The sequence below is a fragment of the Bordetella muralis genome (genome assembly GCF_965139205.1).
Classification (GTDB): Bacteria; Pseudomonadota; Gammaproteobacteria; order Burkholderiales; family Burkholderiaceae_B; genus Bordetella_A; species Bordetella_A muralis.
Window position 1 is genome coordinate 351,790 of sequence record NZ_CBCSIU010000002.1, and the last position, 25,755, is coordinate 377,544.

Genomic DNA, 25,755 nt, shown 5'->3' on the forward strand with positions numbered 1-25,755 from the left:
CCGGCATGACGGGCAGACGCCTCGTGCGTCTCTCCCGTTTCACCCACCCTACGATGACATCGGCAACGGTGTCCGGCAACGCATGTCCGGATGGCGCTTGGCGCCCGGGCAAAAACGAAGACTATGGCTCTAACTCCGAAGATTATCTATACCCTCACTGACGAAGCTCCGGCGCTCGCTACCCGTTCGTTGCTGCCCATCGTTCAGTCTTTCGCTAAATCCGCTGGCATTACGGTTGAAACCCGCGATATTTCGCTGGCCGGCCGCATCATTGCCGTGTTCCCCGACTATCTGGACGATAGCCAGAAAATCGGTGACGCATTGGCCGAGCTGGGTGCGCTGGCCGTCACCCCCGACGCCAACATCATCAAATTGCCCAATATCAGCGCCTCGATGCCCCAGCTGAAAGCTGCCATCAAGGAACTGCAAGCCCAGGGCTACAAGCTGCCGGAATACCCGGACGAACCCGCCAACGACACCGAGCGTGACGTGAAAGCGCGCTACGACAAGGTCAAGGGCAGCGCCGTGAACCCCGTGCTGCGCGAGGGCAATTCGGATCGCCGCGCCCCCCTGTCGGTCAAAAACTATGCACGCAAGCACCCCCACAAGATGGGTGCCTGGGCCGCTGATTCCAAATCGCACGTCAGCCACATGGATGACGGCGATTTCTACGGCAGCGAAAAGTCGGCCACCGTGGCGACCGCCGGCGACGTCAAGATCGAGCTGACCGCCGCTGATGGCACCCAAACGGTGCTCAAGGACAAGACCCCCGTCAAGGTCGGTGAAATCATCGATGCATCGGTGCTGTCTACCGCCAAGCTGCGCAGCTTCCTGCAAGCCCAGATCGCCGACGCCAAGGCCCAGGGCGTACTGTTCTCGGTCCACCTGAAAGCCACCATGATGAAGGTCTCCGACCCCGTCATCTTTGGCCACGTGGTGTCCGTGTTCTACCGAGACGTGCTGGCTCGCCATGCCGACGCCCTGAAACAAGTCGGTTTCGATCCCAACAACGGGATCGGCGACCTGTACGCGAAGATCACCGCCCTGCCCGAGGCCCAACAGGCCGCCATCAAGGCTGACATCGACGCCGCCTACAAGGATCTGCCCGCCTTGGCCATGGTGAATTCCGATCGCGGCATCACCAACCTGCACGTGCCCAGCGACGTGATCGTCGACGCATCGATGCCGGCCATGATCCGTGATTCCGGCAAAATGTGGAACGCCGCTGGCGAACTGCAAGACGCCAAGGCTGTGATTCCGGACCGCTGCTACGCCGGTGTCTACCAAGCCGTCATCGAAGACTGCAAGGCCCGCGGCGCTTTTGATCCCGTCACCATGGGCAGCGTGCCCAACGTCGGCCTGATGGCTCAGGCTGCCGAGGAATACGGTTCGCACAACAAGACGTTCGTGATCCCCGCCGACGGTACCGTGCGCGTGACTGACGCGGCCGGCACCGTATTGCTGGAACATGCCGTTCAGGCTGGCGACCTCTGGCGCATGTGCCAGACCAAGGACGCCGCGGTGCAAGACTGGGTCAAGCTGGCCGTCACCCGCGCCCGCCTGACCAAGACGCCCGCCGTCTTCTGGCTGGACGAAAAGCGCGCCCACGACGCCCAACTGATCGTCAAGGTCAAGAAATACCTGGCCGACCACGACACCAAGGGTCTGGAACTGCATATTTTCGATCCGGTCCAAGCGACCCGTTTCTCGCTGGAACGCATCCGCGCGGGCAAGGACACCATCTCGGTGACCGGCAACGTGCTGCGTGACTACCTGACGGATCTGTTCCCGATCATGGAGCTGGGCACCAGCGCCAAGATGTTGTCCATCGTGCCGTTGATGGCCGGCGGCCAGTTGTTCGAAACCGGCGCGGGCGGCTCTGCACCGAAGCACGTGCAGCAATTCGTCGAAGAAGGCTTCCTGCGTTGGGATTCGCTGGGCGAGTTCATGGCGCTAGCCGAATCGCTGGACCACCTGGGCCGTGCCTATAACAACCCGCGCGCCAGCGTGTTGGCCCGTACCCTGGACCAGGCTACCTCGAAGTTCCTCGACAACAACAAGTCGCCCGCACGCAAGGTCGGCGGTCTGGACAACCGTGGCAGCCACTTCTACTTGGCGATGTACTGGGCTGAAGCCCTGGCCGCGCAGACCGAGGATGCCGAGTTGGCCCAGCAATTCAAGGCCCCGGCCGCCGCGTTTGGCGAGTTCGAGACCAAGATCCTGGACGAATTGAAAGCGGCTCAAGGCAAGCCCGTGGACATCGGTGGCTATTACCAGCCCAACGAAGCCAAGGCGAGCGCCGCGATGCGTCCCAGCGCCACGCTGAACAATGTGTTGGCTTCGATCGGCTGATCAGGGTGATTGAAATGGGGAGCTCACTCTCCCCGGCAAGCGGGTTGGTGACCATCCGATCCCTTTGTTGAAGCGATGTCAATGGTCTCAAGAGGCCTGAATCTGGTGCCAACCAGATTCAGGCTTTTTTATGTGTGCTTGACCGAAGAACGGCGCCGCCTACACCCAGGGGTGCTCCAACCCTTCGGCCTTCAACGCACGTTGCACGGCCGGACGCTCCAACACGCGTTGCAGATAGGGCCCCAGCGCCGGCAGATCACGCCCAGGCCGCGCATGGCCGCGCGTCCATCGGCAGAGCATCATGACATACGGGTCCAGCACGGTGTATTGCTCACCCAGAAACCACGGGCCACTGCTGCTCTTCAAATGATCGTCTAGTTGATCCAGCAGGCCTGCGATCCGTGATTCTGCATGGGCCTTGATCTGCGCGGCTGCAGCGGTGTTGCCCTCATCTACCCAGCGATCTGGATAAAAATACGAGAGCAAAGTGCTCTGCATGGTGTTGGTCAGCCACATCAGCCACTTGTAGAACTGCGCGCGTTCGGCCGTGCCCAATTCAGGTGCCAGTTTTTTGTCTGGATGCGTATCGGCCAGATGCAGGCAAATGGCCGCCGTTTCGTACAGCACCAGATCGCCATCGACCAGCACCGGAATCAAGCCGTTCGGATTGAGCTGCAGGTAGTCCGCGGATTTGTGCGCGTTGTGTGCGCGATCGACAAAGGCCAGCTCAAAGGGTTGCCCGATTTCTTCGAGCAGACAATGCGGCGTCATACTGGCATTGCCGGGGTGGTAGAAAAGTTTCATCGCGATTAATTCGTTTGTTGTCAGGGTGAGCTCATCAGGCAAGCAAGTAAGCACGCGGACCACCTTGCCTCTATGGAGGGCCAGCATAGGGCAGGTCCGTCTCGTGGTCAATGATCGGCCGAGCGCTGAGCCACCCGTAAAACGTAGGCGAGGCAGAAGGCATTACGCCCACAAAAAACTTCGTACGACGTCAACGGGATGACTCAGTCACGTTCATCGGCGCCCTTGTCACACGAAACGTCATCAGCATTACACAATTAGTTCTTAGCATGGCGGACTTTTCAACCGTTGTTGATTGTCATGCACGCTAAATCTACTTTTGCCCGCCCCTTCCCTGTCTATGCGCTACGCATGACCACGCTCGCCGTCATGATGGCCTTGTCCGCATGCGGCAGTGGCAGCGATGATGACGATGACGACGAAGTATCCCCGGGTGGCGACTATGTCATTCCCGCCGCCCCTGCCGGTCTGGGATACGCAGACACGGCACCGCTGCCCTCTGGCGTTCAATATTATGTCGATACCGCAGTGACCAACGTACGCGGCGATGCGTGCCATGCCACGATCGAAACCAATGCAGGCGTACGCGTACTGCAAGGCTTCTTGAAAGTCTGGGAACCCAGCACGCGCCTGGTTGACGCCGGCGTATCGGCTGACGCCAAAAACGGATGCACAGGTTTTGAGGCATCCGACTGGAGCGGCATTCCCAACGACACCACCGACGGCAAGGTCACCAATGCCGCCGTCCATGCCGAAAACATCGCGTTTTCAGCACGCACCACGCAAAACCGTACAGCCGCGCAGGAACTGGCCGCCTACCTCGATGACCGTCGCGGCAAGAACTACAGCGTGACCGACGGCATGGGCCCGTTGACAGACTACTGGCGCACCGCTGCACAGCAGACCTCGACATTCGCCGGCGCAATGTCGATTCCGACGGAATCCTATGTCACCAAGCAGGACGATTCGGGCAACAACACGGGTGTGGGCGGTGCTGCCAACCCCTCATTCGGCACGGTCATCTCCTTTGTGCAAAGCATGGGTGCCGACGCGTCGACCGAGCCCAGCAAGCGCTTTTATAAATACGCACGTCCGTGGCGCTGGAGCACCGATGTCATCGTCGCGCCCTCGCTGGAAACCGCCAAGAGCAGCTCGCCGGGCACCGATGGCGGCTATCCGAGCGGCCACACGGCCGAAGCCGTACGCAACGCCATTGCCATGGCGTACGTTGTGCCCGAGCGTTTCCAGGAAATGATCGCGCGCAGCATGGAGCTGGGCTACAACCGCATCATGGCGGGCATGCACTCGCCTCTGGATGTGACAGGCGGCCGCATCCTGGGCACGGCCTCGGCGGTGGCCAACATCTATAACAGCGATGCGGGCGTCCGTCAGGCAGCATTTACGCAGGCGCACGAGACATTGCAAGCCGCCGTTGGCGCTGCGACGGTCGAAGACTTCTACCAGTTTGCCCATTCGCAAGACGTGTCGAAAGACCGCTTTGCCGACCATGCTGCCAACGCCAGCACCTATCGGTATCGCCTGACCTGGGATTTTGAACGCACCAGCGATGCGGACAGCGAAGCCGTCGTCCCCAAAGGCGCCGAAGTCGTGTTGGAAACACGCCAACCGTACCTGACTGCTGATCAACGCCGCGTCGTGCTCAAGACCACTGCCCTGCCCGCCGGCTACCCCGTGCTGGATGACGAGGAAGGCTACGGCCGACTGAACCTGTTTGCTGCCGCCGACGGCTATGCAGCATTCAATGGCGATGTCACCGTGACCATGGATGCCAGCCAAGGCGGCTTTAACGCCATGGACAGCTGGCGCAATGACATCACAGGCGCAGGCAAACTGACCAAGGACGGCACAGGCACACTGGCCTTGACCGGCGCCAACGAATACAGTGGTGGCACGGAGATCGCGCAAGGCACGCTGCGTGCAGACTCGGCATCAGCCCTTGGCGCGGGCGCCGTGTACGTCGATGGCGGTACGTTGGAAGTCAACGCCGACGACACCGTGCAAGTGAAAGCCAGCTACACCCAACTGAGCAACGGCACGCTGTCCGTCAACCTGGGCAAGGACAACGCAGGTCAACTGACGGTGTCAGGCGTAGCCGCACTGGCGGGCACACTGCGTGTCGAGTTTGCCGAGGACTTTATCCCGGCAGTGGGCCAAACGCTGACCGTGCTGAACGCGCAGGGCCTGCATGGTCAATTCGATAACGTGAGCGTCGACGGCTACAAAGCCACCGTGACGTATGACGCAGGCACTGTTCAAGTTCACCTGGATTCAGAGGCCTGATAAGTGTAGCGACGGTGCGATGCAACACAACGGCATCGCGCCGTCGCGGTTCTTAAAGCGCGTCAGTCGCATTCCGCTACGAGAAACACCGGCATCGTTTGCCAAACAACCGCCATGGCCGACAGCAGGCATAGCGTGCTGGTCAGCTTGGCGTGAAATGCCGACTGGCCGCTGGATACGGTGCGCCGGTTCTGGCGTATCGCAACCCACGCCATGGCGCACAGCGCCAGCACGCTGGCCAGCAGAATCATCCACGAGGAGACCGGCAAGGTCATCCAGGTCACGGCCAGCCAAGACTGCGGCCGCGCGCAGCGCAGCGCGTTGAGAGTGTAGATCGACAGAAAATGCGCCAGCCATATCATAGGGCCGGAAATCAGGAACCATAGTTCGATCGAGAATCTATTGCGCATGGCCGTCTACCCCACCGCCAGCCGCGGGAAACCATGGACGATTCCCAAGCCGATTAGGCTCTGCGCCACGGCGTAATGCCACATGATCAGCGTCGAATCCAGCGTCGCACGCCGTACCACACTCAATCGCCCCGCTACACTGCGCGCAATCGTGAACGCCCCCATTATGCCGACCAGCACGGCAAACGTGCTTTGCAGGCCTGCCAAGGCAAACACCACGGCGGCGTAGGCAGAGTCCGTCGGTCGTAAACCGTGTTGCCAGTGCGTGTGTACCTCGAGTGCGCTGGCAGCCAACAGCAATATCATGCCGGCCAGCAAGCACCCTCTCAGCAGCAGCGCCCTATCCTGCCTGAGACTGCGCGCCGCGCGCATCGCCAGGGCGCTTGCCCCCACCAACAGGCATGCCGACACCGCGGGCCATAGCAGACCGGGCAGTGCTTGCACAGCAGGCCAGACATCCGCCGAGGTGAGCCACAAGAACAGGTACGCAAAGACCAATGCGCCAAAGATGCTGATGCAGACGACGATCAGCATCATCATGGCCCACCATGCATGCGACGCGCTGCCCATACATCGCATCGGTAAACGAATACCTGCCCCGATATCAATAGGCGGCACATCGGGCGCGCTATCGGCATCCCATAACCACCGCCACAGCGACGCGACAGCCACCACACCGCACGCCGCCGCAGGCACGATGGCCTTGAACGTCAACAACAGGAAAAAGCCCGCCGTGCCCAGCGCAGCCAATAACGGCGACCACCCCGGGCCAGGCAGATGCAACACGTACTCGGGCCGGGCATCCAGTGCATTAGTCACCAGCGTCGAACGCACACCGGCTGGCACGTTAGGCAGATAGTATCTGCCGGCGGCCACGTCGTCCTCGATTCCGGGTTGATCCCAGAGCGGTTCACGCGACGTCACGATGGGAATACTGCGCACCCCATAATCGGCGCTGGGCAGCCACTCCAACGTGCCGGCGTCCCACACATTGCCGGCATTCTTTTTACTGCTGGGCCGGAAATTGCGCGCCATATCCCAAAGAAACACCAACACACCCACGGCAATGAGATACGCGCCTATGGTAGACAGCATATTCAGCGACCCCCACCCTTGGCTCTCTGCATAGGTGTACACGCGACGCGGCATGCCCGCCAACCCGGTGAAATGCATCGGGAAAAAGGCCAGGTTGAACCCCCCGAACATCAACCAGAACGACCAGCGCCCCAGGCGTTCAGACAGCGGTCTGGTACTGACGAATGGCATCCAGTAATAGAACGCCGCAAACAGCGGAAAGACCATGCCGCCGAACAACACATAATGCAGATGCGCCACAATGAAATAGGTGTCATGGGCCTGCAAATCGAACGGAATGACAGCCACCATCACGCCCGTCAACCCACCCAGCACAAAAATGAAAAAGAAGCCCATGATGAACAACATGGGCGTCTTCATGGGACGCAAACGCACCGCAGCCGCAATCGTTGCGATCCAGGCGAACACCTGAATGGCAGTCGGCACAGACACCGACATGCTGGCCGCCGAGGCGAAACTCAATGACATCGGCTCGATACCGGTGGCAAACATGTGATGCACCCACAGCCCGAAACTCAGGAACGCCGTGCCGATCACGGCCATCACCACCAATCGATATCCCACCAATGGCACGCCCGTCATGGCGGGGATGATCATGGACACCATGCCCGCGGCTGGCAGAAAAATAATATAGACCTCCGGGTGGCCAAAGAACCAGAACAAATGCTGCCACAGCAAGGGGTCACCGCCACGCTCGGCGATGAAGAACGGCATATCGAATGCACGCTCCAATTCCAATAGTGCCGTGGCCACTATCACCGCCGGAAACGCAATGATGACCATCCCGCTGAACACCAGCATCACCCACGCGTAAATCGGCATCTTGTCCAGCGACATGCCAGGCGCGCGCGTGCGCAAAATCCCGATGGCCAACTCGATGGCGCCCGCGATGGCAGAGATCTCGATAAAGCCGATTCCCAACAACCACAAGTCCGCATTGACGGCGGGCGAATACTGCGTGCTGGTGAGCGGCGGATACATGAACCACCCGCCATCCGGGGCCAGACCAAAAAACAGACTGCAGAAAAACACCACTCCGCCCACGGCATAGGCCCAGTACGCATAGGCCGACAAACGGGGAAACGGCAGATCGCGCGCGCCCAGCATGTTGGGCAAGAGCATCACGGCCACCGCCTCTACGGCCGGCACTGCGAACAAGAACATCATCACCGTGCCATGCATCGTAAACAACTGGTTGTACAGCTCATGACTGATCAGCCCGCTCTCGGGAACTGCCAGTTGCGTGCGCATCAACAGCGCCAATACGCCAGCCAGTATGAAAAACAGCAATGCCGTCCCGACGTACAGCACGCCGATGTAGTTGTTGTTCACAACGGTGATTGCCTTGAGACCGCGCGGACGCCGCCAGACTTGCGCCAACAACTCCAGTTCACCCGCCGGCCGTGGAATGGGATTCGGCAATGGCGATGACGGGCCGGACACCGGATCATTTGTCGTCATTTGAGGCTTTCCAGATAGGTGGCCACGGCACGTAATTCCTCGCCCGACCATTGGTCGAATGACGGCATGGGATTACCCGGCTTGATGTGTTGACTGGCAGCGATCCATCCTGCCAGCGCTCCCACGTTGTTCGGCAGCGTTCCGGCCGCCAGCGTGGCGCGGCTGCCCACGTGCGTCAAATCCGGGCCCGAGGTTCCCGCGGCTGGTGTGCCGCGCACCGTATGGCACATCGAACAGGTCTGCATAAACAAGCGCTTGCCCGGTTGCAGCGCGCGTGCGGTCTCGATGGTAGGCCGCCGTTGCGCCGCCATCCATGCATCGAATGCCTCTGGCGCCAACGCATGGATCGAGAATCGCATCTTTGCGTGTTGCGCGCCGCAATACTCGGCGCATAGCCCTTCATAAACGCCGGGTTCACGTGCCTGCATTGTCATGCGATTGACATGGCCTGGAATCATGTCCAGCTTGCCGCCCAACTCCGGGGCCCAAAAGCTATGAATAACGTTGTCCGACTTCAACACCAATTCCACAGGCACGCCGGCGGGAATATGGATCTCGTTGGCCGTTTCAAACCAGAGCGAACCCGAATCATCCAGATAGCGGACGCGCCACCACCAGACCTCGCCGGTGACTTCGACCCGCAGCTTTGCCACCGGCCCCTGCTTCATCGCCGGCGAACTGAGCGTATAGACAAGCAACATGGTCAATACCAACACGGGAAACGCAATGCCCGCAACATGAATGAGCGCAGGCCGCGCTAGCCGACGGCGCATCTGCGACGGACCGAATACAGCCAGCGCGACCAATACAACCATCGCCGCAAAAATGATGGCGGCCCCCGTGAAAAGCACCTCATTTATTGCGGCCGTCTGCATCGCTGTTTCACTCGCCGGTTGCCCCTCGCGCGACAGCTGAGCGCGCGCGAACGACGGCCACATCGAAATGGACCAAGCAAACAACACCACGAAGCGTGCGGCACCAGGCATGTAGAGGCGACATCGGCGCATAAATGAAATTGACTGATGCAGGAGCATGCGCCGTACCCGGGCCAGGTATAAAACTTGCGCGCATACCGCCAATCAGGTTCAGGAGCCGAAGACCTTGCGCGAGACTGTCCGCTCTACCCTCGTTTTGCCAGCGATGTTCGCGCTGAGCTGCGTGGTTGCCTGTGGCGACGTTGAGCCGCCGCTCGCGCAAGACACGATCTCGGCCGGCCGATTGGACGAGGCCGACCTCGAGCAAGGCCGCCGCTTGATCGCCGAAAAAGGCTGTGTCGCCTGTCACGTCGTACCGCAGGTACGCAGTCCTGTATCCACCGTTGGCCCGCCGTTGAACAACATCAGGACTCGGGCCTACTTGAGCGGTTTGCTGCCTAACACCCCGGCAAACCTCGTGCAGTGGCTGCTAAATCCGCCCGCTATTAACCCTCGCACCGCCATGCCGAATGTCGGACTGAGCCAGGCACAAGCCGAGGACATTGCGGCATTCTTGATGTCATTGCCGTGAGCAACGAAAAAGGACCCTGGACATGAGAGGATGTATACGCATAGTTGTCCGCGCCCTCGGCGCGTTGGCTGTGTGCGCGTTCATTCTCGCCGGTTTGGTGGTCTATTTCGGCTGGTACGACGTCAGTGCGACCCGGCCGCATACGCCCCCGATTCATCGTTTGCTGGATATCGCCTTGGCACGCTCGGTCGCCGTGCGCGCCGATCAGATTCAGGTACCGCCACTCGACGCAGAAACTCGTATTCAGAATGGATTCGAACTATTTCGCGCGCACTGCGTGCAATGTCACGGCGCACCAGGGACGGCTCCGGCCCCGTACGCACTGGGCTTGAACCCTGCCCCCGCGTCATTGGTCGCCAGCGCCCGCGATCGCCCGGCGGCCGAAATCTACTGGATTGTCCGGGAAGGCATCAAAATGACCGGCATGCCGGCCTGGAAATACCGGCTGACCGATACGCAGATGTGGGACGTCGTCGCCTTCATGCGAGTACTGCCGGCCTTGTCACCTGTAGCGTATCGACAATGGGACGAAAAACCCGCACGCCTGTCACCCCGGGCAGCGTCGCAGGACCCCACGGCGACAGGCGATTCACGGATCGGCGACGTGACCGCGGGACGCCAAGCGGTGGAGCAATATCTATGCGCGACGTGCCATGTGATTCCCGACGTGGTGGGCGCCTCTCACCATGTGGGCCCGCCGTTGGCAGGCATCGCGCAACGGCCATTCATCGCTGGCGTACTGTCCAACAATCCAGAAAATATGCGGCTATGGTTGATGGCGCCCACCACGATCAAGCCTGGCACGGCGATGCCGGACTTAGGCATCAGCGGTCAGGACGCTCGTGACATTGCCGCATTCCTGACTACGCTGTCCGAGTCTCCCTAGACGGCATACCTCGGCCTTAAGGCTTGCTTCGCGCTCCCGATCCGCGGTTGCGTTGACTCTGTTGGTCCTGCCCTGTGCCGATCTGGGAGACGTGGCCTTCCTTTTTACTGCGATTCTGCGTGTCTCGATGACTGGTTTGCGCTTCGCGCGCCGTATCGTCATCGGAGGGGTTAGGCTTACTCTGTGGCTGTTTCATCGTCGATGTCCTATTGAGTTGAGACCCAGGACATGGCAAGTACCATGCCGACGATCACACGTCAGGGGCGAAGCGGGGCCTCGCACCTCTTGTGTACTTTTTACCGCCTGTACTCGGGCCTGCCTGGTGCAGATTGCCGCCCGCGACCTACGTAGCCGGCGTAGCCACGCAGCCGGCCCCGCAGACATAGCCGACATCATTCCGAAGACTTGCTTTGAACGCGCTGCTTGCTTAAGTCAGGGGGCCATTTCTTCATCGCGCCGTCCTTGCACCACCGCTTTGAACAGTGCGGCTATCGCCGCGGCAAACGCCTCGTCGAACCATGGGTTGGCGCCGCTCACTGCCACCACAATGCCATCAATGCAGACACTGCCCCACACACGGCCGTCTTTAGCCTGCAGCAAATGCGGCTTTAACGCCCAGACCTCGTGGCTGGACAGGCCTGTGCGCCAACTGATCCTTGCCTTGCCCCGCGCAAACGCCCCATAGTCCGCATCCCACTCTTCAGGGTTGCCCAGGCTTTCCTCATACAGGATCGCGTCGGCGAAATCGCAACCGCCAGGTTTGGCCAACGGGTTCATGATTACCACGTGCAAGAAACCACTCTCGCCCACGTTTGCGTCCGACAGGGCGGCATCGAGCATCGGCCGCGCCAAACGGACGGCTTGAACTGCGGCATCACGATCCCAGTAGGCAGCGAGAGGGGCAGACGGCATGACAGATTCCTTGCTCGGATATTGGGGCCAAACAGGTGAGCAAGCGTCGTTCCTGCCGTATTTCTGCTCGGTGTCATTTCGACCAATACCGAGCAAAACAGTCATGGATATCGTTTTAAACCCTATAAAACGATATCCATGACGAAAACCGGTAAATTGAAATGACCGCAGATTGCTCAGGACGGATAGCTTTGCCCGTCGCGCCCCGCGCAATATGCTCTGCCCCGCACCTCAGCTCAAGACTCCGAGTTGTTCGCAGTCTTGCGAGGCCGGCGAGTCCGTGTCGTCGTGCTGCGAGCAGTCTTACGTGCGGTTTTTTTGGGGGTGTCTGATGCGGGCGCGGCAGACTCACTCTCAGCTGGCGACGCCATGCCAGCGTCGGGAGCGATAACTTCGGCGTGCACGTTGTCCTGGGGAACTATTTCTCCCGGCTCGGTGCCCTTGCTGGCGCGACGCGTTCGGGGGCGGCTGCGCTTCGCAGCAATGGGCTCGCTCGTGCCAGGATCCTCAGGCGGCGCAGAGGCGACTGCCGCAGCGTCACCGCCACTTGGCTCGGCTGCTGCTCGCGGCTCCAGGACATCGGGATACTTCGGCTGCTCGATCAGCGGCGCGCCGGGCTCGTCCGCAGTACGTTCCTGACGACCGGCATCGACATCATTGAACACACGGTTCTGATCAGCGTGCTGAATGGGCTGCTGTGCAGTTTCCTTGCCTGCCCCTTCGGCTCGACGGCCGCCTCGAGTTCTGCGCGTTGGTTTGGCACGTGGCTCATCCTGTATAGCGGCAGGCGCGCCAGCCCCGCTGCGATACACATAGGCGCTGGAGTTTTCCTCGCGGCCGACCTCAAGAAACCCGCGCGATTGCGCCTCATCCAGCAAGTTTCCAAAGGCGCGAAAGCCATAATACGACTCGTTGAAATCGGGCCGGCGGCGTTTTAGCGCGTCTTTGAGCACGGACGCCCAGATTTTGCCGCTATCCCCGCGCTCGGCCATCAGGGCCTCGAACGTCTCGACAACCATCTCGACCGCTTGTGTCTTGCGCTGCTCCTGCTCTTCTTTCCGTTTGCGCTCTTCCTCTGGGGTACGGCGCTGACTCGAGCTGGAGGCGCCCCGATTATCTCGACGGGACTCCGCCTTGCGCTGGCCTTCTCTGGCGAGATCATCATAGAAAATGAACTCATCGCAATTGGCAACCAGCAGGTCGGACGTGGACTGCTTGACGCCCACGCCGATGACCTTCTTGTTGTTTTCCCTCAGTTTTGAAACCAACGGCGAAAAATCGGAATCCCCGCTGATAATCACAAAAGTATCAACGTGCGACTTCGTATAGCAAAAGTCCAGCGCGTCTACGACCAGGCGGATGTCGGCGGAATTTTTCCCCGACTGCCGCAGGTGCGGAATTTCGATCAACTCGAAATTGGCCTCGTGCATAGGAGATTTGAACTCCTTGTAACGCTCCCAGTCGCAATAGGCTTTCTTGACGACAATGCTGCCTTTGAGCAGCAACCGTTCCAGCACGGGGCGAATATCGAATTTCTGGTACTTCGTGTCGCGCACACCGAGCGCAACGTTTTCGAAGTCGCAGAAAAGCGCCATGCTGACGCTTTCGTTGGAATTGTTCACAAAATCTCCTGATGCACCTCATGTCAATGGCGCAGAGGTAGCCGCTATTTTGACATGCCGGCGGCATAGCCGGCGCATCATGCCGGCTCATCCGGGCCGGCGATCCGCTCGGCACGGACTTGGCTGATGCGCAAGCCATCACGCTGGGTCACCTCGAACGTCCACTCGCCCCAGCGGATGGTTTCCCCCACCTCCGGCAAGCGCTCCGCCACCCTCAATAGCGCACCGGCCAAGGTAGCGTCGGGCAACGAGGGATGCATTTCCGGACTCGCCAGCAGTAATCGTACTTCTTCAATAGGCATGGCGGCGTCCAGCAACCACGTCTCATCGGCGAGCCTCGTCGCCTGCGGGGGCTCGTCCGCGTCTTCCGGCAGGTCTCCGCCCACAGCCGCCAGCACATCCAGCGGCGTGGCCAAGCCTGCACATCCACCATGCTCGTCCACGACGATCAACATATGTTCGCGCGATTGGCGCAACACATCCAGTACCTTCAGCACCGGCGTGCTTTCGAGGATGTAATAGGGTTTGCGCGCCAGCTCAACCAGATCGATCGCGTTGGGCAACTGCAGCTTGTGCAGCAGATCCTTGAAATGGACAACGCCGATGACATTGGCCGGATCGCCGTCGCACAAAGGCATGCGCGCATGGCCAGCGGAAAATTTCTTGACGATGGCATCCACGGGATCCTTGATGTCCAGCCAGACCATCTCGCCGCGCGGCACCATGATGGACCTCACGCTGCGGGTGCCTATGCCCAACACACGCTCCACCAGTTGGCTTTCTTCCGGAGCAAAGCCGGGCTCGCCGGCACCATCGACCAGGGCAGCCACGTCCTCCACGGCATTCTGGTCCGCCGGACTCTTTCCGCCTCGCAGCAATCGCAACACAGCTTGCGCCGTACGCTGACGGCCGGTCAGATTCTGCGTGCGCCGGCTGCGGTTGCGGCGGGCCAACTGGTTGCAGGCCTCCACCACGACTGAAAAGCCAATCGCGGCATACAGATAGCCCTTGGGCACATGAAAACCCAGACCTTCGGCCACCAGGCTGAAACCGATCATCAGCAACAAGCCCAGACACAAGATCACCACCGTCGGGTGGCGATTGACGAACGCCATCAACGGACGGCTGGCCAGCATCATGACTGCCATCGCGACCACCACGGCAATCATCATGATGCTCAATTCCTGCACCATGCCAACGGCGGTAATGACAGAGTCGAGCGAGAACACCGCGTCCAGTACGACGATTTGCAGAATGACCTGCCAGAACACGGCATGCTGGACTTTCTGGCTCTCGCCGTGCGCCCTGCCCTCGACCCGTTCGTGCAGCTCCATGGTCCCCTTGAACAGCAAAAACAGGCCCCCCAGGATCAGGATCAGATCCCGGCCGGAAATCTCGGCCCCGAACGCGGTAAACAGGGGTTCGGTCAGCGTGACCACCCAGGCGATACTCGCCAGCAGGCCCAGACGCATCAGCATCGCCAGCGTCAAGCCGATGACGCGCGCGCGATTGCGCTGCTCGGGCGGCAATTTATCGGCCAGGATGGCGATAAAGACCAGGTTGTCGATACCCAGGACAACTTCCAGAATAATCAGTGTTGCCAGACCCAACCACGCAGTGGGGTCGGCCATCCAGTCAAAAAACATGCAGAGATCCTAGTAAAGGAAAAGGGCAATAGCAGTCGTCACGGCGCGATGCGGCCGCAATAGAGGACAAATCCGGGGTCAACATGCGCGAGGCCGGCCGAGCGCTGCGATGGCGCCAGGCGGGGCCAGGCCCCGGTCTCGATAGAGGTAGAGATGCACGAGCGGCCGTCGTGCTTGGCGCCATGGCCAAGCCTGTGCCTCGTGAGAGGAAAAAGACTGCGCGAGGGGCAAGGCCCTCAGAGGGAGGCGCCGCAGCTTGATCACTCGCGGCGCGGGGGTACTAGGAGGCTCGTTGCTCATAAAAGAGGACGCGCCAGTCTCGGCCTATCACAGCCGTCCAGACAGACGTCCTTTGCTGACAGAAAGCTGAATGATAATGGAAATCCGGCATTCTGGCACGCCGCCCCGAGGCTCCCTGGCCCGGCGAGCTCCGGCTCGGAGACTTCACCGGAAGCCTTGCTCTGATGGACTATTTCACCAGAGTCACAGGCACGTCTGCGAGATGAATGACTTTGTTGGCCACCGAGCCGAGCAAAATGCCTGGCAGCGCGCTCAGGCCGCGAGTGCCCATCACGATCTGGCCGCATTGCTGTGCGCGGGCGTAGTCGACGATGGTCTGTGCGGAATGACCCGCCTGGATCGCAGTGACAAATTTCACGCCGCTGTTTTCGGCAACTTTTCGGGCGACAGCCAGCGCCTTTTCGCCCTCTTCTTTGTAGTAGTCCTGGACAACGTTCTTGTCCAGGAACATCTTGGCGTGGCCGGACAACACGGGTAAAGGCGCATTTAGCAAATGCAACTCAGCATCGCCGTGCTGTCCCGCCATGGCGATGGCTGCCTGCAGAGCGCGCAACGCGGATTCTGAGCCGTCTATAGGAACGAGTATCTTGAACATGATCTGCTCCATGGAAAAGGTTGAATGAACGCGACCATTCCAGGATATCAGATCGGATATGTAAGGTATTGATCCACATCAACAATTGCAATTACTCTGCGCGCAGTTACGTTTTTGGTCTGCGTGCCCGGGTGGCAGGCTGTCGTGCAATCATCTGCTGGGTCAAGGCTGCAATCTGTGAGTCTTTCACCGTGATCTGGGCGCGCAGCTCTTGCAGCCGGCTTTCCAGGTCAGCCTGCCTTTGCAGTAGTCCTGCTTGAGCCAGCCGGGCACTTTCTCGATCCGTCTCCAGTTGCACATTCAAGCGCGCATGTTCGGCTTGGACTGCAGCCAGTGCCTCTTTCAGCTTCTGGGCTTCTTGTCTCGCGCCGGCGGCCGCCTCAGCCTGTTGTGCATTGTCACGGGCTGCGGATTTACGCTGTGCGCTCAGCTCGTCCCTGGCTTTTTTCAATGCCTGCCGCTGCTCGTCAATTTCGCTCAACCAGCGACCCTCGTGTGTAGCGTGCCGGGCCTCGGCGGCGGCCAATGCTTCCTGATGCGACGTCTGAGCCTGGTGCAATGCCTGCTGCAGCGCAGCGATCTGCTCCCGCGTACGGACCAGTTCCGCATCGAGCGCCTTGGATGCCTGTGTGGCTTCGTTGACTTGCTGTTCGGCAGCCTGCAGACGGGTCTCGGCGGCAGACGCCTGAGCGTACGCGGCTTGAGCGCTGGCTTGTAAATCCGCTTCACGGGTCTGCAGCCTCTCCCGGATCTGCTGTAACGCCGTATGGTCTATCTGAAGCGCCTCTTTTGCTTTTGCCAGCTCTGCACGCTCGCGGGTCGAGACGGCGGACCATTCATCCCGGGCAGCAGCCAACGCGGTCTCCCATACGTGATTGACGGCGCGCGTGACGGCATCGGGCACCCCATTCATTCCACTGTGGCCTGCCCCTAAGCGTTCCCCCAATCCGCGAAACCAGGTCTTCAAATGCGGTCCGACCGTATTCGGCGAACCGCGCCCTAGATGCAGGCGCACCCGCTCGATTGTCGGCTGTTCGCCCGACTGCAGCAGTGCATCTGCCGCTGCCCAGACGTCTGCCTCTTGAACGCCTATCGCCATGATGATTCTCTGAATGTCCGAATGCGGCCAGCTTGGCGCCGGCGTGGGGTTGTGGCAAATTAGAGCGGATAATTAATAGTTATCCGATCTAAAAAGCTAATTCTGTATTATTTAATACGTACTACATATTATTTATAACATATCTCATGATCTGGCGAGAAATTCAGTGAAAAACGACCGATTTAATCCCTCGCAAGCCGTCGTGCCACGCGCTCAGGATGCCGGGCCACTGCAGGACAGTCTCGGCGCCAGCGAGGCATCGATTCAATCGTTGCTGCGTGAAGGCAGTTCGGAAAACACCCTCGCCGCCTATCGATCGGCCATTCAATACTGGGCGGCGTGGCATCAATTGCGCCTGGGGTCGCCCTTTCTGTTGCCCCTGCCGGTCAATACGGTGATGCAATTCATCGCCGATCACGTTGAACACGTCACGAATCAGGGGTTGGCGTACGACTTGCCTGCAGAGGTGGACGCGGCGCTGGTAGCCGCCAAGGTCAAACGCAAGGTGGGACCTTTCAAGCTCGCGACGGTCCGCCATCGTCTCGCGGTGCTGTCGGAGGCCCACGAAACGCAGGATCTGCCCAACCCCTGCCGCAGCCGGGCCGTACAGACCTTGCTGGAACGCGTACGCAGCGCCTATGCGAAACGCGGCGAACGCCCGGCGCGCAAAGACGCCTTGACCAAAGAGCCGCTGGAACAGCTCCTGGCGACCTGCGACGACTCGTTGATCGGGTTGCGTGATCGCGCCCTGCTGCTGTTTGCGTGGGCCAGTGGCGGTCGCCGCCGCTCGGAAGTCATGCGCGCCACGATGGAAAACACCCGGCGCGTTCCCGAGGGATTTCTTTACACGTTGGGGTATTCCAAGACCAACCAGGACGGCGTCGAGCGTGCCGACAGCCACAAACCTGTCGTGGGGCGCGCAGCGGCGGCATTAGAGGCGTGGCTGACCGCCGCAGCCATTACATCCGGACCTTTGTTTCGCCGTGTCCGGCGCGGGGGCGTGATCGGCGAGGGGTTGGGCGCCGAAGCCGTGCGCAAGATCGTGCAGGCGCGTGCAGCGCTGGCCGGCCTGTCGGGAGACTACGCCGCCCACAGCCTGCGGTCAGGCTTCGTTACCGAGGCTGGCCGACAGGGACTGCCGCTCGGGGAGACCATGGCCATGACGGGGCATGCGAGCGTCGCCAGTGTGGTGAGCTATCACCGGGCCGGGGCGGCGCTCTCTGCCAAAGCGGGACGCCTGCTGGAGCGGGACTCTGACATCAACGAGGCCCCGGTCCTCGATCCGGCAGCAGACTCAATCGGCCACGATTGACCTAGGCGTCGCCTGCAACAACAACTGATGAGCGACGATTGATCTCGGCGCCATCTACAACAACAACTGTATCGCCGGCAAACTCGCATCGGCGTTGAGCAACACGACTTTCTTTTGCTGTATTCGCCATGCTCCTGACTGCCTCACCAGCGTGTGATATGCCGTCGCTGCCAGCACGCGTTGTGTATCGCCTTGCGTTTCCACATACATGAACGGCGTACGCGTGTAAAAAGTGCCGGACGATTCGTCGGCACCGATGACCGCGGGGGCCTGCAACACCCGCAGCCCTCGCACTGCCGGATGCAGCGAATGGGCGCGCGGGTTGGCATATCGCTGCACGCGCAGACGCAAGAGCAATAGGTCTTCGTACAACAAGGCAGGCGACTCGTCTGGCGGCGCAGAGTCTATCGCGCCGTCATCGCCGTCGGGAGATAACGGCATCCAATACAAACCGTCATGCGCGAACAAGGACAGCCACGCCTCGTACTGCCGCGTATCGAGCAACATCGCCTCGTGATACACAAATTGCGTCAATGCGGTATGCAAGGCTGCAGTTTCCTGTGTTGTTGGCGCAATGATCGGATTCACAATGCCCCCACCGTCAGCACCATCAGCAATAACCCGGCTCATGACGCATCCTCCATCAGTCCCAGCCACCCTCGGTGCTGATTGCGAATCACCAGCTCGTTGTTCCCGCTATCGAGCGATATGGCGCCTGCCTCGATCTCTCCGTCCCGATAGCCGCGGTGCAGGCTCAGCCATTCGTTACCCGCGCATTGCAGCCCCTGCTGCTGGCTTTCAAACAGGTGCACATCATCATGTGCAACGACCGACATGGGCGAAAACACCAGCCGCGCATAGGATGCGGCGCGTTGACGCAATCGGGCCGGCGCGTTCTTGGGGGCAAAGGCCCACACTTCGATCATCGTTTCATCCACCGATAACGGACGGATCACGCGCAACACCATCGGCGAGGCTTTCGCAGCGAGGCTGGGATAAAGCACGGTGTTCTGCGGCGAGAAACTGAGGATGCGTTCGGCCTCGTCCTTGCCGTAGCGGGATTCGAGCGAAGCCTGATAATCCGGCAACGGCGCATAACCCGTATGGATGCTGAACTTCGTACCCAGCACGCTGTGGCCATGCGGAAGCACGCGAGCGCCCATTTCCGAATAGAAACTGTAGCCGGCGCCAAATGGCAGCAATTGCTCCATCGCCAAAACGGTATCGCTGTCCTCAGGCAGGTGTTCGCTGACATGCTTGGCCGCGCTGGCTGCGGACTCGTGCGTGGAGATCGGGTGCACGGTATCGTTCACGTTCTCCAGATAGAGCTTCCAGTTGCAGCGAATGATATTGCGCAGCGGTTTGCCCAATACCTCTACCCCGCCCTCCGGCGCACGGGCGATGATGTTGTCCAGCGTGGCCAGCGCCTCGCCAAAATAGGACTCGAAATCAGGGCCTTCTTCGCTGAGGCGTACGAACACAAAGCCCTGGTAATTCATCGTCGCGCCGGGACTGGACAACCCTTTTCCCGAGGGGCAGCTGGATAGCTGCGTGCCCTCGTAGTCGTTTTTCAGGGGAACCGACAACAACGAACCATCGAGCTTATAGGTCCAGGCATGATAAGGACAACGGAGAAATTTTCCGCAATTTCCCTGACGCTCGTGCACCAGCTGGCTGCCCTTGTGTGCACACCGGTTCATCAACGAGACGACCTCCGTGGCGCTTTTGCGCAGCATGATCAGCGACTGCCCGACGATATCGATGGTGGCGTAATCGCCGACGTTCGGTATCTGGCTCTCGTGTCCCAGATAAACCCAGGCGCGTTTCCACAGGCGCTCGACTTCTGCTCGATAGAGATCGGGATCCACATACAGGTCCCGATGGACACGATCCGGCTCGATCAGGGATCGCAGCGGTGTTGTGGATGAGAACTCACGCATCGGTTGCTCCGAATAGCCCGGGTATTTGTGCCGGGAACAGAAAAGAATCCAGCCACGAGGCTGTATAACTAGTTGATAAATGTTGGCAACGGGGCGGCGGCACGGCTCCAGAACAACCGCGCCTAGGCAGCAGCACGCTGTACGGCAGGCGTTGCGTGCAAGGCACCGTCTGCATCCTGGACCGCAGGCCTCCACGCGTCAGCAGCCGAGTCTGGCGGAACGGCCGCGATCAGCGCACGGGTATAGGCGTGGCTAGGCTGCTCGAACACCTGATCGGTCGGCCCCTGCTCGACGATGCGGCCTTTGTGCAGCACCAGCACGCGCGTACAGAGATACCGCACCACGGCCAGATCGTGGGATACGAACACCAGCGCAATCCCTAGTTCTTGCTTGAGTCGCAGCAAGAGATTCAGGATCAAGGCCTGCACCGAGACATCCAGGCCGGATACGATTTCGTCGGCCACGATCATCCGTGGTGTCACACACAAGGCGCGTGCGATATTGACACGCTGTTTCTGACCGCCGGACAGCTGCGAGGGCAAACGATCCGCCGCCTCGGGAGGCAAACCCACTGAGGCCAGCAACTGTTGTGCGATCTGGTTGCGGTCATGGGACGCAGCGCCTGCGCGCAGACGGGCTTGGCGGCTGACCTCCAGGATCTGCGTGACCAGCGAGCCGACGCGACGCCGGGGATTCAATGCCGAATCGGGATTCTGAAAAACCAATTGCACATCGCGCGGATCTGCCAGGGGGATGCTCGTCCCGAGCCGCCTGTTGCCGCTGACAGAACCCGGGTATTCAATCTGCCCCGCTGTCGGCGCCACCATGCCTGCCATCAAACGCGCCAAGCTGGTTTTGCCGCTGCCGCTTTCGCCGACAATGCCGAGAAACTCGCCTTGTTCTACGTGGGCATTCAACGGTTCCAGTATCTGGATGGACCGGTTGGCCCGGAACAAGCGCGCGGCTCCTGGATAGCTGAGCGCCACCTCGCGCAATTGCACAACGGGTGAGCGGCTGCCTGGCGGTGGGCCATTACGTAGTGCCGCGAGAGCATCAGTGCCATTGGTTTCGTTCACCGGCCAGGCGGGAATATGGTCCAGGCACCGGGCAGCACGTCCCTCATCTCGTGATGACAAGGCAGGATGATGCGTGGCGCACCCGTCCTGACGTATCGGGCAACGCGAGGCAAAACGGCAGCCTTGTATCCGCGCAAAATCTTTCAGTCCGGGCATAAAATCCGGCAGGGCCTGCAGCAGCCGGGTGGATTTCCCCATGCCTGGCGCCGACTCTTTCAGACTGCGCGTATACGGATGCAATGGCGCATCCAGCACCTGCCGCGCCGCCCCCAGCTCTACAACCTCGCCCGCATACAGCACCGCAATCGAATCACACACATGCGCGGCCAAGCGCAAATCGTGCGTCACCAATACCACCGCCGTCTTGTGGCGCCGCTGCTGTTCGGCCAACACCTGCATGATCTGCGCCTGCGTAATGACATCCAACGCCGTGGTGGGTTCGTCGGCAAAGATCAATGCAGGGTCGCCGCAGAATGCCATTGCAATCAGGATGCGCTGACATTGGCCGCCCGACATCTGATGCGGATAACGTGCCAGCATGCTTTTCGCATCGCTCAATCCGACCTCGGCCAGCCGCGAGCTGGCATAGCTTTCCCGTTGCGCAGCGGGGATCCCCACATGGCGCAGATGCTCGAAAAGCTGTTGGCGCACCGTCAATGCAGGATTCAGCCCCGACAGCGGTTCCTGCGGAATAAAAGCAATTTGACGCCCCAGCAGTTCGCGGCGCTGAGCGGGCTTGATCTGATTGAGATCCTGCCCCTTGAATGTGAGCGTCCCCTGGCTGATACGAAAACCCGGGGGAATGGTGCCGGCGACCATGCGCCCGATCATGCTTTTCCCCGCGCCGGATTCCCCGACCAGCCCCAGCATCTGCCCCTCTGGGACACTGAGCGTGATATCGCGCAGCACATCGGCAGGCGCGGTATTGCCGGCATTGTCCAGCGCAACGTCCACGGTCAAGGTCAAATGGCTCAATTGCAATAAGGACATGGGCTTAATTCCTCGCACGCTGACGCGGATCCAGGGCGCGCCGCAGGCCGTCGCTGAGCAGATTGAATCCGAAGACGGTCAATACGATGCCGACTACCGGCGCAATCAATGTCCAGATGGCCTCCTGCATCGTGCTGCGCGCATCGGCAATCATGACGCCCCAGGCGACCACATCGGCAGGCACAGACAGACCGACAAAGCTCAAGATCGCTTCGACGATGATGGCGATACCGATCTGCAGGCTGAACAAGGTCAGAATCAGCGGAACGAGTCCCGGCAGCATTTCCCGCACAATCACGCGTAGATGGCCAAATCCCATCAACCGTGCAGCGGTGACGTAGTCATTGCGGCGGATTTTCAAGGCCTCGGCGCGCACGACCCGGCAAAACCGCGTCCAGTCCACCAGAATGATCGAGAGGATGACGTTCCCGACTCCGGTCCCCAAGCCCACCATCAAGATCAAGGACAGGACAACAGGCGGAAAGGACATCCATAGATCGACCAGATAGCCAATGGCGCGATCGACACGGCCACCGAAATACGCGGCAATCAGCGCCAGCACGCAGCCGGCCAGCATGGCGCCGGTAGCGGCGCACAATCCCACCCATAGTGCGATGCGGGTGCCGAAAATCAATCTCGACAATACGCAGCGCCCCAGACTGTCGGTACCCAACGGGAACTGCGCCATGCCGTCGGCCGCCCAGGCCGGGGGTAGCAACGGTGACAACAGATCTTGTTCCAGCGGATCATTGGGCGCAATGTAAGGCGCAAATATGGCGATCAGCACCAGTATCAGCACGATTGCCCCGCCGATGGCGGCCTTGGGCGAGGCACGCATTGCAGCCTTTAGCGGAGACAAACCCGTGCGCCATGGGCGCGTAGAGATAGGCAACGTCGACATCAGCTCGTTCTCAGTCGGGGATCAATGACGGCATACAGGCAATCAACGCTGGCGTTGATCAACAGAATGACGGCGCAGAACACCAGCGAAACGCCCTGGATCAAGGGCAGATCATGATTGCGAACGGCCTGCACCATCATGTTGCCCAGTCCGGGGAATGAAAAAATCATCTCGATCAGCAAGGTGCCGCCGAACAGAAAACCAAACTGCACACCAATGAGTGTCAACGTAGGCAGGAAAGCGTTACGCAACATGTGGTGCAAGATCACACGCCATTCTGGCTGGCCACGCAGACGCGCAACGGTGACGTACTGTTCATGGCTGACCTCCAGCAGACTGGCGCGCAATACGCGCACAATCAGCGGACTGAAACCCAGCGCCAATGCGGTAGCCGGCAAAATCAGATGCGACAAGGCGTCCAGCCAATTTCCAAATTGACCACGCAGCAGAAAGTCAACGAGTACAAATCCCGTCGGCCCCGCAGCGACGACATCAGAGCTGAAACGCCCTGAAAACGGCAGCACCGGCCAGTACACGCCGAACCCCAGCATCAAAAAAATGCCCCACAGAAAGCCCGGGATCGAGATCAACAGCACCAGCCCAGCGTCAGCCACCAGTTCACCGCGACGATCGTGCAGCACATACAACAACAGTCCACCCGGCACGCTGATCAGTAACGCCAGGAACAGCGCCACAAACGACAGCTCCAACGTGGCGGGCACAGTGTGTGCGATGAGCTGCGTAACAGGAACTCCGGAACTGATAGACCGGCCCAGATCGCCCTGCAATACGTGCCCCAGCCAAATGCCATACTGCACCAGCAACGATCGATCCAATCCCATCGTGTGGCGTAGCGCCTCGACCTCGGCATTCGTCGCATTTGGCGGCAACATCATACCCAGCGGATCGGCCGGCAGCAGACGCAACACGACAAACACGACGATCGACAAGGCCAGCATGGTGGGCACCGCCACCATGAGCCGGCGCATGAAATGGGACACCAACGCAGCCAGCATCACTTGCTCCAGCGGTATTCGGCGGGCAGGATGTAGGCAGTCTGGTAAACCTTGACGTCGAGGTTTTTCTTGTAGGCGATCGTTGCCACCGACTGCAGCAACGGCAGGCTCCAGGCATGTTCGGTGGACTCTCGTGCCAGGGCTTGATAGCCCTCGAAACGCTTGGCGGGATCGCTCAGGGCGGCCAGATCGTCAATCGTCTTGGCCAGCGCAGGCTCTTTCCAGGTAGAGAAACGCAGGCGCGGATCGAGGATTTTTCCCGCGAAAATCTCGGGGTCTCCCGTCGCATTGGCCCAGCTATACAGCATGACACCGGGCACTTTGGACGAATGGCTCAGCTCCAGATATTTCGCCAGCGTGATTTCCTGCAAGTCGGCTTGCACACCGATCTGCGACCACATTTGCACGATGGCCCGGGCCATTTCGTAGTCGCTCGGAAAGGCGTTGTTCGTCGAGAGGAATTGGATTTTCAGGGGCTTGTCTGGGCCGTAGCCCGCACGGGCGAGTTCTTCTTGAGCAGCCTTCTTGTCGAATTTGAACTCGTAACCCGGCACGTCGCCTGGCGATCCCGGGGTGGCCAATACCGAGATGGGCTTGGCCACGTTGCCGTAAAACGCCTTGGAAATAGCTTGTTTATTGATCGCCATGTGCAGCGCGCGACGGACATGTTCGTTCTGAAACGCCTCCACGTAGCTAGGCATCTGCAGAATGAAAATCTCGCTATAGGGATAGATCTTGGCAGTGAGGTCGGCATTTTTTGCCAAACGGTTCACTTCGCGCAACGGGATCTGCACCGACACATCTGCCCTGCCCGATTCCAGCATGGCCACGCGCGCCGACGCGTCCGGCACAAATTCGAACACCACACGCTTGATGGCGGGCTTGGGCCCCCAATACTTGTCATAGGCCTCGAGAATCACACGAGACCCACGTTCGTAGCGCACGATCTTGTACGGGCCGGCGCCAATGGGATTCGCCTGAAAACCGTCCTCGCCTACGCGCTCGATGTAGGCCTTGGGCAGGATATACGAGGTGAGGAACCCGAGGTAACTCGGCGCGGTAGGCGTCGGCGTCGTAAAGACCATCGTGGCCTCGGTCGGGCTGGCGATCTCGATGTCTTTCAATGAACCAAAGAACCCATTGATCGCGAGCTTTTTATCTTTCTTGGGTCGATCAAAAAAACTGTATTTGAAGTCCTCGGTCGTGAGCTTGCTGCCGTCATGAAAGGTCACATCGTCCCGCAGTTCAATCGTCAGCCGCGTGTTCTTGTCGTCGGCCCATTTCCAGCTCTTGACCAATGAGGGCTGCAGTTTCAGATCGCCATCGATGAACAGCGGCGAATCAAACACTGCCTTGTAAACCGACTGCCCCGCGGGAAACGTCACCGCCGTCGGATCCCAGGACGGCACGTCAACGGGATAGACGATTTTCAATTCTTCGGTCGCGGGCGCCTGGGCGTGGGCCATGCCTGCCGCAAGGCTGGCACAGGCGATGAACAAACACGATGCCAGAGACCTGGCAGACGCTCTTA

The 25,755-nt window shown here is 60.1% G+C and carries 20 protein-coding genes; 5 read left to right on the plus strand and 15 right to left on the minus strand.

What is annotated here, in order from left to right:
- Positions 1-123 precede the first annotated feature (123 nt).
- Positions 124-2,352, plus strand: coding sequence for an NADP-dependent isocitrate dehydrogenase (locus tag ACNA0I_RS06030; RefSeq protein WP_415805163.1), 2,229 nt, complete (start codon positions 124-126; stop codon positions 2,350-2,352).
- Positions 2,353-2,511: 159 nt separating this feature from the next.
- Here ACNA0I_RS06030 and ACNA0I_RS06035 read toward each other — a convergent pair whose 3' ends face one another.
- Entirely contained in the window at positions 2,512-3,156 is a 645-nt protein-coding gene (locus ACNA0I_RS06035) for a glutathione S-transferase family protein (protein ID WP_415805164.1), read from the minus strand.
- 351 nt (positions 3,157-3,507) lie between these two features.
- On the opposite strand from ACNA0I_RS06035, the gene ACNA0I_RS06040 reads away from it, so the two are divergent.
- A complete protein-coding gene (locus ACNA0I_RS06040) occupies positions 3,508-5,457 on the plus strand; it encodes an acid phosphatase (protein WP_415805165.1) in 1,950 nt (649 codons plus the stop codon).
- A 62-nt stretch (positions 5,458-5,519) separates the two neighbouring features.
- Here the strand turns inward: ACNA0I_RS06040 and ACNA0I_RS06045 are convergent, their stop codons facing one another.
- The 3 genes from ACNA0I_RS06045 to coxB are packed head-to-tail and all read right to left on the minus strand — an operon-like array spanning position 5,520 to position 9,409.
- Positions 5,520-5,867 (minus strand): hypothetical protein, encoded by a 348-nt coding sequence (locus tag ACNA0I_RS06045; RefSeq protein WP_415805166.1) that lies wholly within the window; start codon positions 5,865-5,867, stop codon positions 5,520-5,522.
- A gap of 6 nt (positions 5,868-5,873) precedes the next feature.
- Positions 5,874-8,423: a cbb3-type cytochrome c oxidase subunit I gene (locus tag ACNA0I_RS06050; protein ID WP_415805167.1), complete on the minus strand. Its 2,550-nt coding sequence runs from the start codon at positions 8,421-8,423 to the stop codon at positions 5,874-5,876.
- Entirely contained in the window at positions 8,420-9,409 is a 990-nt protein-coding gene (gene coxB / locus ACNA0I_RS06055) for a cytochrome c oxidase subunit II (RefSeq protein WP_415805168.1), read from the minus strand. Before coxB ends, ACNA0I_RS06050 begins: the two co-directional genes overlap by 4 nt.
- Positions 9,410-9,524: 115 nt before the next feature.
- Here coxB and ACNA0I_RS06060 point away from each other — a divergent pair, with 115 nt between their 5' ends.
- Together ACNA0I_RS06060 and ACNA0I_RS06065 are read left to right on the plus strand one after the other, a co-directional pair.
- Positions 9,525-9,929 (plus strand): c-type cytochrome, encoded by a 405-nt coding sequence (locus ACNA0I_RS06060; protein WP_415805169.1) that lies wholly within the window; start codon positions 9,525-9,527, stop codon positions 9,927-9,929.
- 22 nt (positions 9,930-9,951) lie between these two features.
- Positions 9,952-10,815 (plus strand): c-type cytochrome, encoded by an 864-nt coding sequence (locus ACNA0I_RS06065; protein ID WP_415805170.1) that lies wholly within the window; start codon positions 9,952-9,954, stop codon positions 10,813-10,815.
- Positions 10,816-11,247: 432 nt separating this feature from the next.
- Here the strand turns inward: ACNA0I_RS06065 and ACNA0I_RS06070 are convergent, their stop codons facing one another.
- The 5 genes from ACNA0I_RS06070 to ACNA0I_RS06090 all read right to left on the minus strand — a co-directional run bounded on the left by ACNA0I_RS06070 (position 11,248) and on the right by ACNA0I_RS06090 (position 16,989).
- Positions 11,248-11,727, minus strand: coding sequence for a hypothetical protein (locus ACNA0I_RS06070; RefSeq protein ID WP_415805171.1), 480 nt, complete (start codon positions 11,725-11,727; stop codon positions 11,248-11,250).
- A 236-nt stretch (positions 11,728-11,963) separates the two neighbouring features.
- Complete coding sequence (locus tag ACNA0I_RS06075) at positions 11,964-13,349, minus strand: NYN domain-containing protein (RefSeq protein WP_415805172.1); 1,386 nt, start codon at positions 13,347-13,349, stop codon at positions 11,964-11,966.
- Between the two features lie 77 nt (positions 13,350-13,426).
- A complete protein-coding gene (locus tag ACNA0I_RS06080; RefSeq protein WP_415805173.1) occupies positions 13,427-14,995 on the minus strand; it encodes a TerC family protein in 1,569 nt (522 codons plus the stop codon).
- Positions 14,996-15,464: 469 nt separating this feature from the next.
- Positions 15,465-15,890, minus strand: a complete 426-nt coding sequence (locus ACNA0I_RS06085) for a universal stress protein (protein ID WP_415805174.1) — start codon at positions 15,888-15,890, stop codon at positions 15,465-15,467.
- A gap of 106 nt (positions 15,891-15,996) precedes the next feature.
- Positions 15,997-16,989: a DNA-binding protein gene (locus ACNA0I_RS06090; RefSeq protein ID WP_415805175.1), complete on the minus strand. Its 993-nt coding sequence runs from the start codon at positions 16,987-16,989 to the stop codon at positions 15,997-15,999.
- A gap of 271 nt (positions 16,990-17,260) precedes the next feature.
- Between ACNA0I_RS06090 and ACNA0I_RS06095 the strand changes: the two genes are divergently transcribed.
- On the plus strand, positions 17,261-18,301 hold the full coding sequence (locus tag ACNA0I_RS06095; RefSeq protein WP_415805277.1) for a site-specific integrase: 1,041 nt from the start codon (positions 17,261-17,263) through the stop codon (positions 18,299-18,301).
- Between the two features lie 54 nt (positions 18,302-18,355).
- Here ACNA0I_RS06095 and ACNA0I_RS06100 read toward each other — a convergent pair whose 3' ends face one another.
- From ACNA0I_RS06100 to ACNA0I_RS06125, 6 genes are all read right to left on the minus strand, one after another.
- Positions 18,356-18,931, minus strand: a complete 576-nt coding sequence (locus tag ACNA0I_RS06100; protein ID WP_415805176.1) for an aromatic-ring-hydroxylating dioxygenase subunit beta — start codon at positions 18,929-18,931, stop codon at positions 18,356-18,358.
- Complete coding sequence (locus tag ACNA0I_RS06105) at positions 18,928-20,241, minus strand: aromatic ring-hydroxylating dioxygenase subunit alpha (RefSeq protein WP_415805177.1); 1,314 nt, start codon at positions 20,239-20,241, stop codon at positions 18,928-18,930. The genes ACNA0I_RS06100 and ACNA0I_RS06105 overlap by 4 nt, the downstream gene beginning before the upstream one ends.
- A gap of 122 nt (positions 20,242-20,363) precedes the next feature.
- Positions 20,364-22,307: a dipeptide ABC transporter ATP-binding protein gene (locus ACNA0I_RS06110; RefSeq protein WP_415805178.1), complete on the minus strand. Its 1,944-nt coding sequence runs from the start codon at positions 22,305-22,307 to the stop codon at positions 20,364-20,366.
- A gap of 4 nt (positions 22,308-22,311) precedes the next feature.
- A complete protein-coding gene (locus tag ACNA0I_RS06115) occupies positions 22,312-23,208 on the minus strand; it encodes an ABC transporter permease (protein ID WP_415805179.1) in 897 nt (298 codons plus the stop codon).
- Complete coding sequence (locus tag ACNA0I_RS06120; protein WP_415805180.1) at positions 23,208-24,224, minus strand: ABC transporter permease; 1,017 nt, start codon at positions 24,222-24,224, stop codon at positions 23,208-23,210. Before ACNA0I_RS06120 ends, ACNA0I_RS06115 begins: the two co-directional genes overlap by 1 nt.
- Positions 24,224-25,690 carry an ABC transporter substrate-binding protein gene (locus ACNA0I_RS06125; protein ID WP_415805181.1) on the minus strand — a complete coding sequence of 489 codons (1,467 nt, stop codon included), beginning with the start codon at positions 25,688-25,690 and terminating at the stop codon, positions 24,224-24,226. The genes ACNA0I_RS06120 and ACNA0I_RS06125 overlap by 1 nt, the downstream gene beginning before the upstream one ends.
- Positions 25,691-25,755 lie beyond the last annotated feature (65 nt).

Bases quoted from the DNA above. Each gene is read 5' to 3' on its own strand.
- ACNA0I_RS06030 (WP_415805163.1), top strand. From the start codon at position 124: ATGGCTCTAACTCCGAAGATTATCTATACCCTCACTGACGAAGCTCCG.
- ACNA0I_RS06035 (WP_415805164.1), bottom strand. From the start codon at position 3,156: ATGAAACTTTTCTACCACCCCGGCAATGCCAGTATGACGCCGCATTGT.
- ACNA0I_RS06040 (WP_415805165.1), top strand. From the start codon at position 3,508: ATGACCACGCTCGCCGTCATGATGGCCTTGTCCGCATGCGGCAGTGGC.
- ACNA0I_RS06045 (WP_415805166.1), bottom strand. From the start codon at position 5,867: ATGCGCAATAGATTCTCGATCGAACTATGGTTCCTGATTTCCGGCCCT.
- ACNA0I_RS06050 (WP_415805167.1), bottom strand. From the start codon at position 8,423: ATGACGACAAATGATCCGGTGTCCGGCCCGTCATCGCCATTGCCGAAT.
- coxB (WP_415805168.1), bottom strand. From the start codon at position 9,409: ATGCCTGGTGCCGCACGCTTCGTGGTGTTGTTTGCTTGGTCCATTTCG.
- ACNA0I_RS06065 (WP_415805170.1), top strand. From the start codon at position 9,952: ATGAGAGGATGTATACGCATAGTTGTCCGCGCCCTCGGCGCGTTGGCT.
- ACNA0I_RS06070 (WP_415805171.1), bottom strand. From the start codon at position 11,727: ATGCCGTCTGCCCCTCTCGCTGCCTACTGGGATCGTGATGCCGCAGTT.
- ACNA0I_RS06080 (WP_415805173.1), bottom strand. From the start codon at position 14,995: ATGTTTTTTGACTGGATGGCCGACCCCACTGCGTGGTTGGGTCTGGCA.
- ACNA0I_RS06085 (WP_415805174.1), bottom strand. From the start codon at position 15,890: ATGTTCAAGATACTCGTTCCTATAGACGGCTCAGAATCCGCGTTGCGC.
- ACNA0I_RS06090 (WP_415805175.1), bottom strand. From the start codon at position 16,989: ATGGCGATAGGCGTTCAAGAGGCAGACGTCTGGGCAGCGGCAGATGCA.
- ACNA0I_RS06100 (WP_415805176.1), bottom strand. From the start codon at position 18,931: ATGAGCCGGGTTATTGCTGATGGTGCTGACGGTGGGGGCATTGTGAAT.
- ACNA0I_RS06105 (WP_415805177.1), bottom strand. From the start codon at position 20,241: ATGCGTGAGTTCTCATCCACAACACCGCTGCGATCCCTGATCGAGCCG.
- ACNA0I_RS06110 (WP_415805178.1), bottom strand. From the start codon at position 22,307: ATGTCCTTATTGCAATTGAGCCATTTGACCTTGACCGTGGACGTTGCG.
- ACNA0I_RS06115 (WP_415805179.1), bottom strand. From the start codon at position 23,208: ATGTCGACGTTGCCTATCTCTACGCGCCCATGGCGCACGGGTTTGTCT.
- ACNA0I_RS06120 (WP_415805180.1), bottom strand. From the start codon at position 24,224: ATGCTGGCTGCGTTGGTGTCCCATTTCATGCGCCGGCTCATGGTGGCG.
- ACNA0I_RS06125 (WP_415805181.1), bottom strand. From the start codon at position 25,690: ATGGCCCACGCCCAGGCGCCCGCGACCGAAGAATTGAAAATCGTCTAT.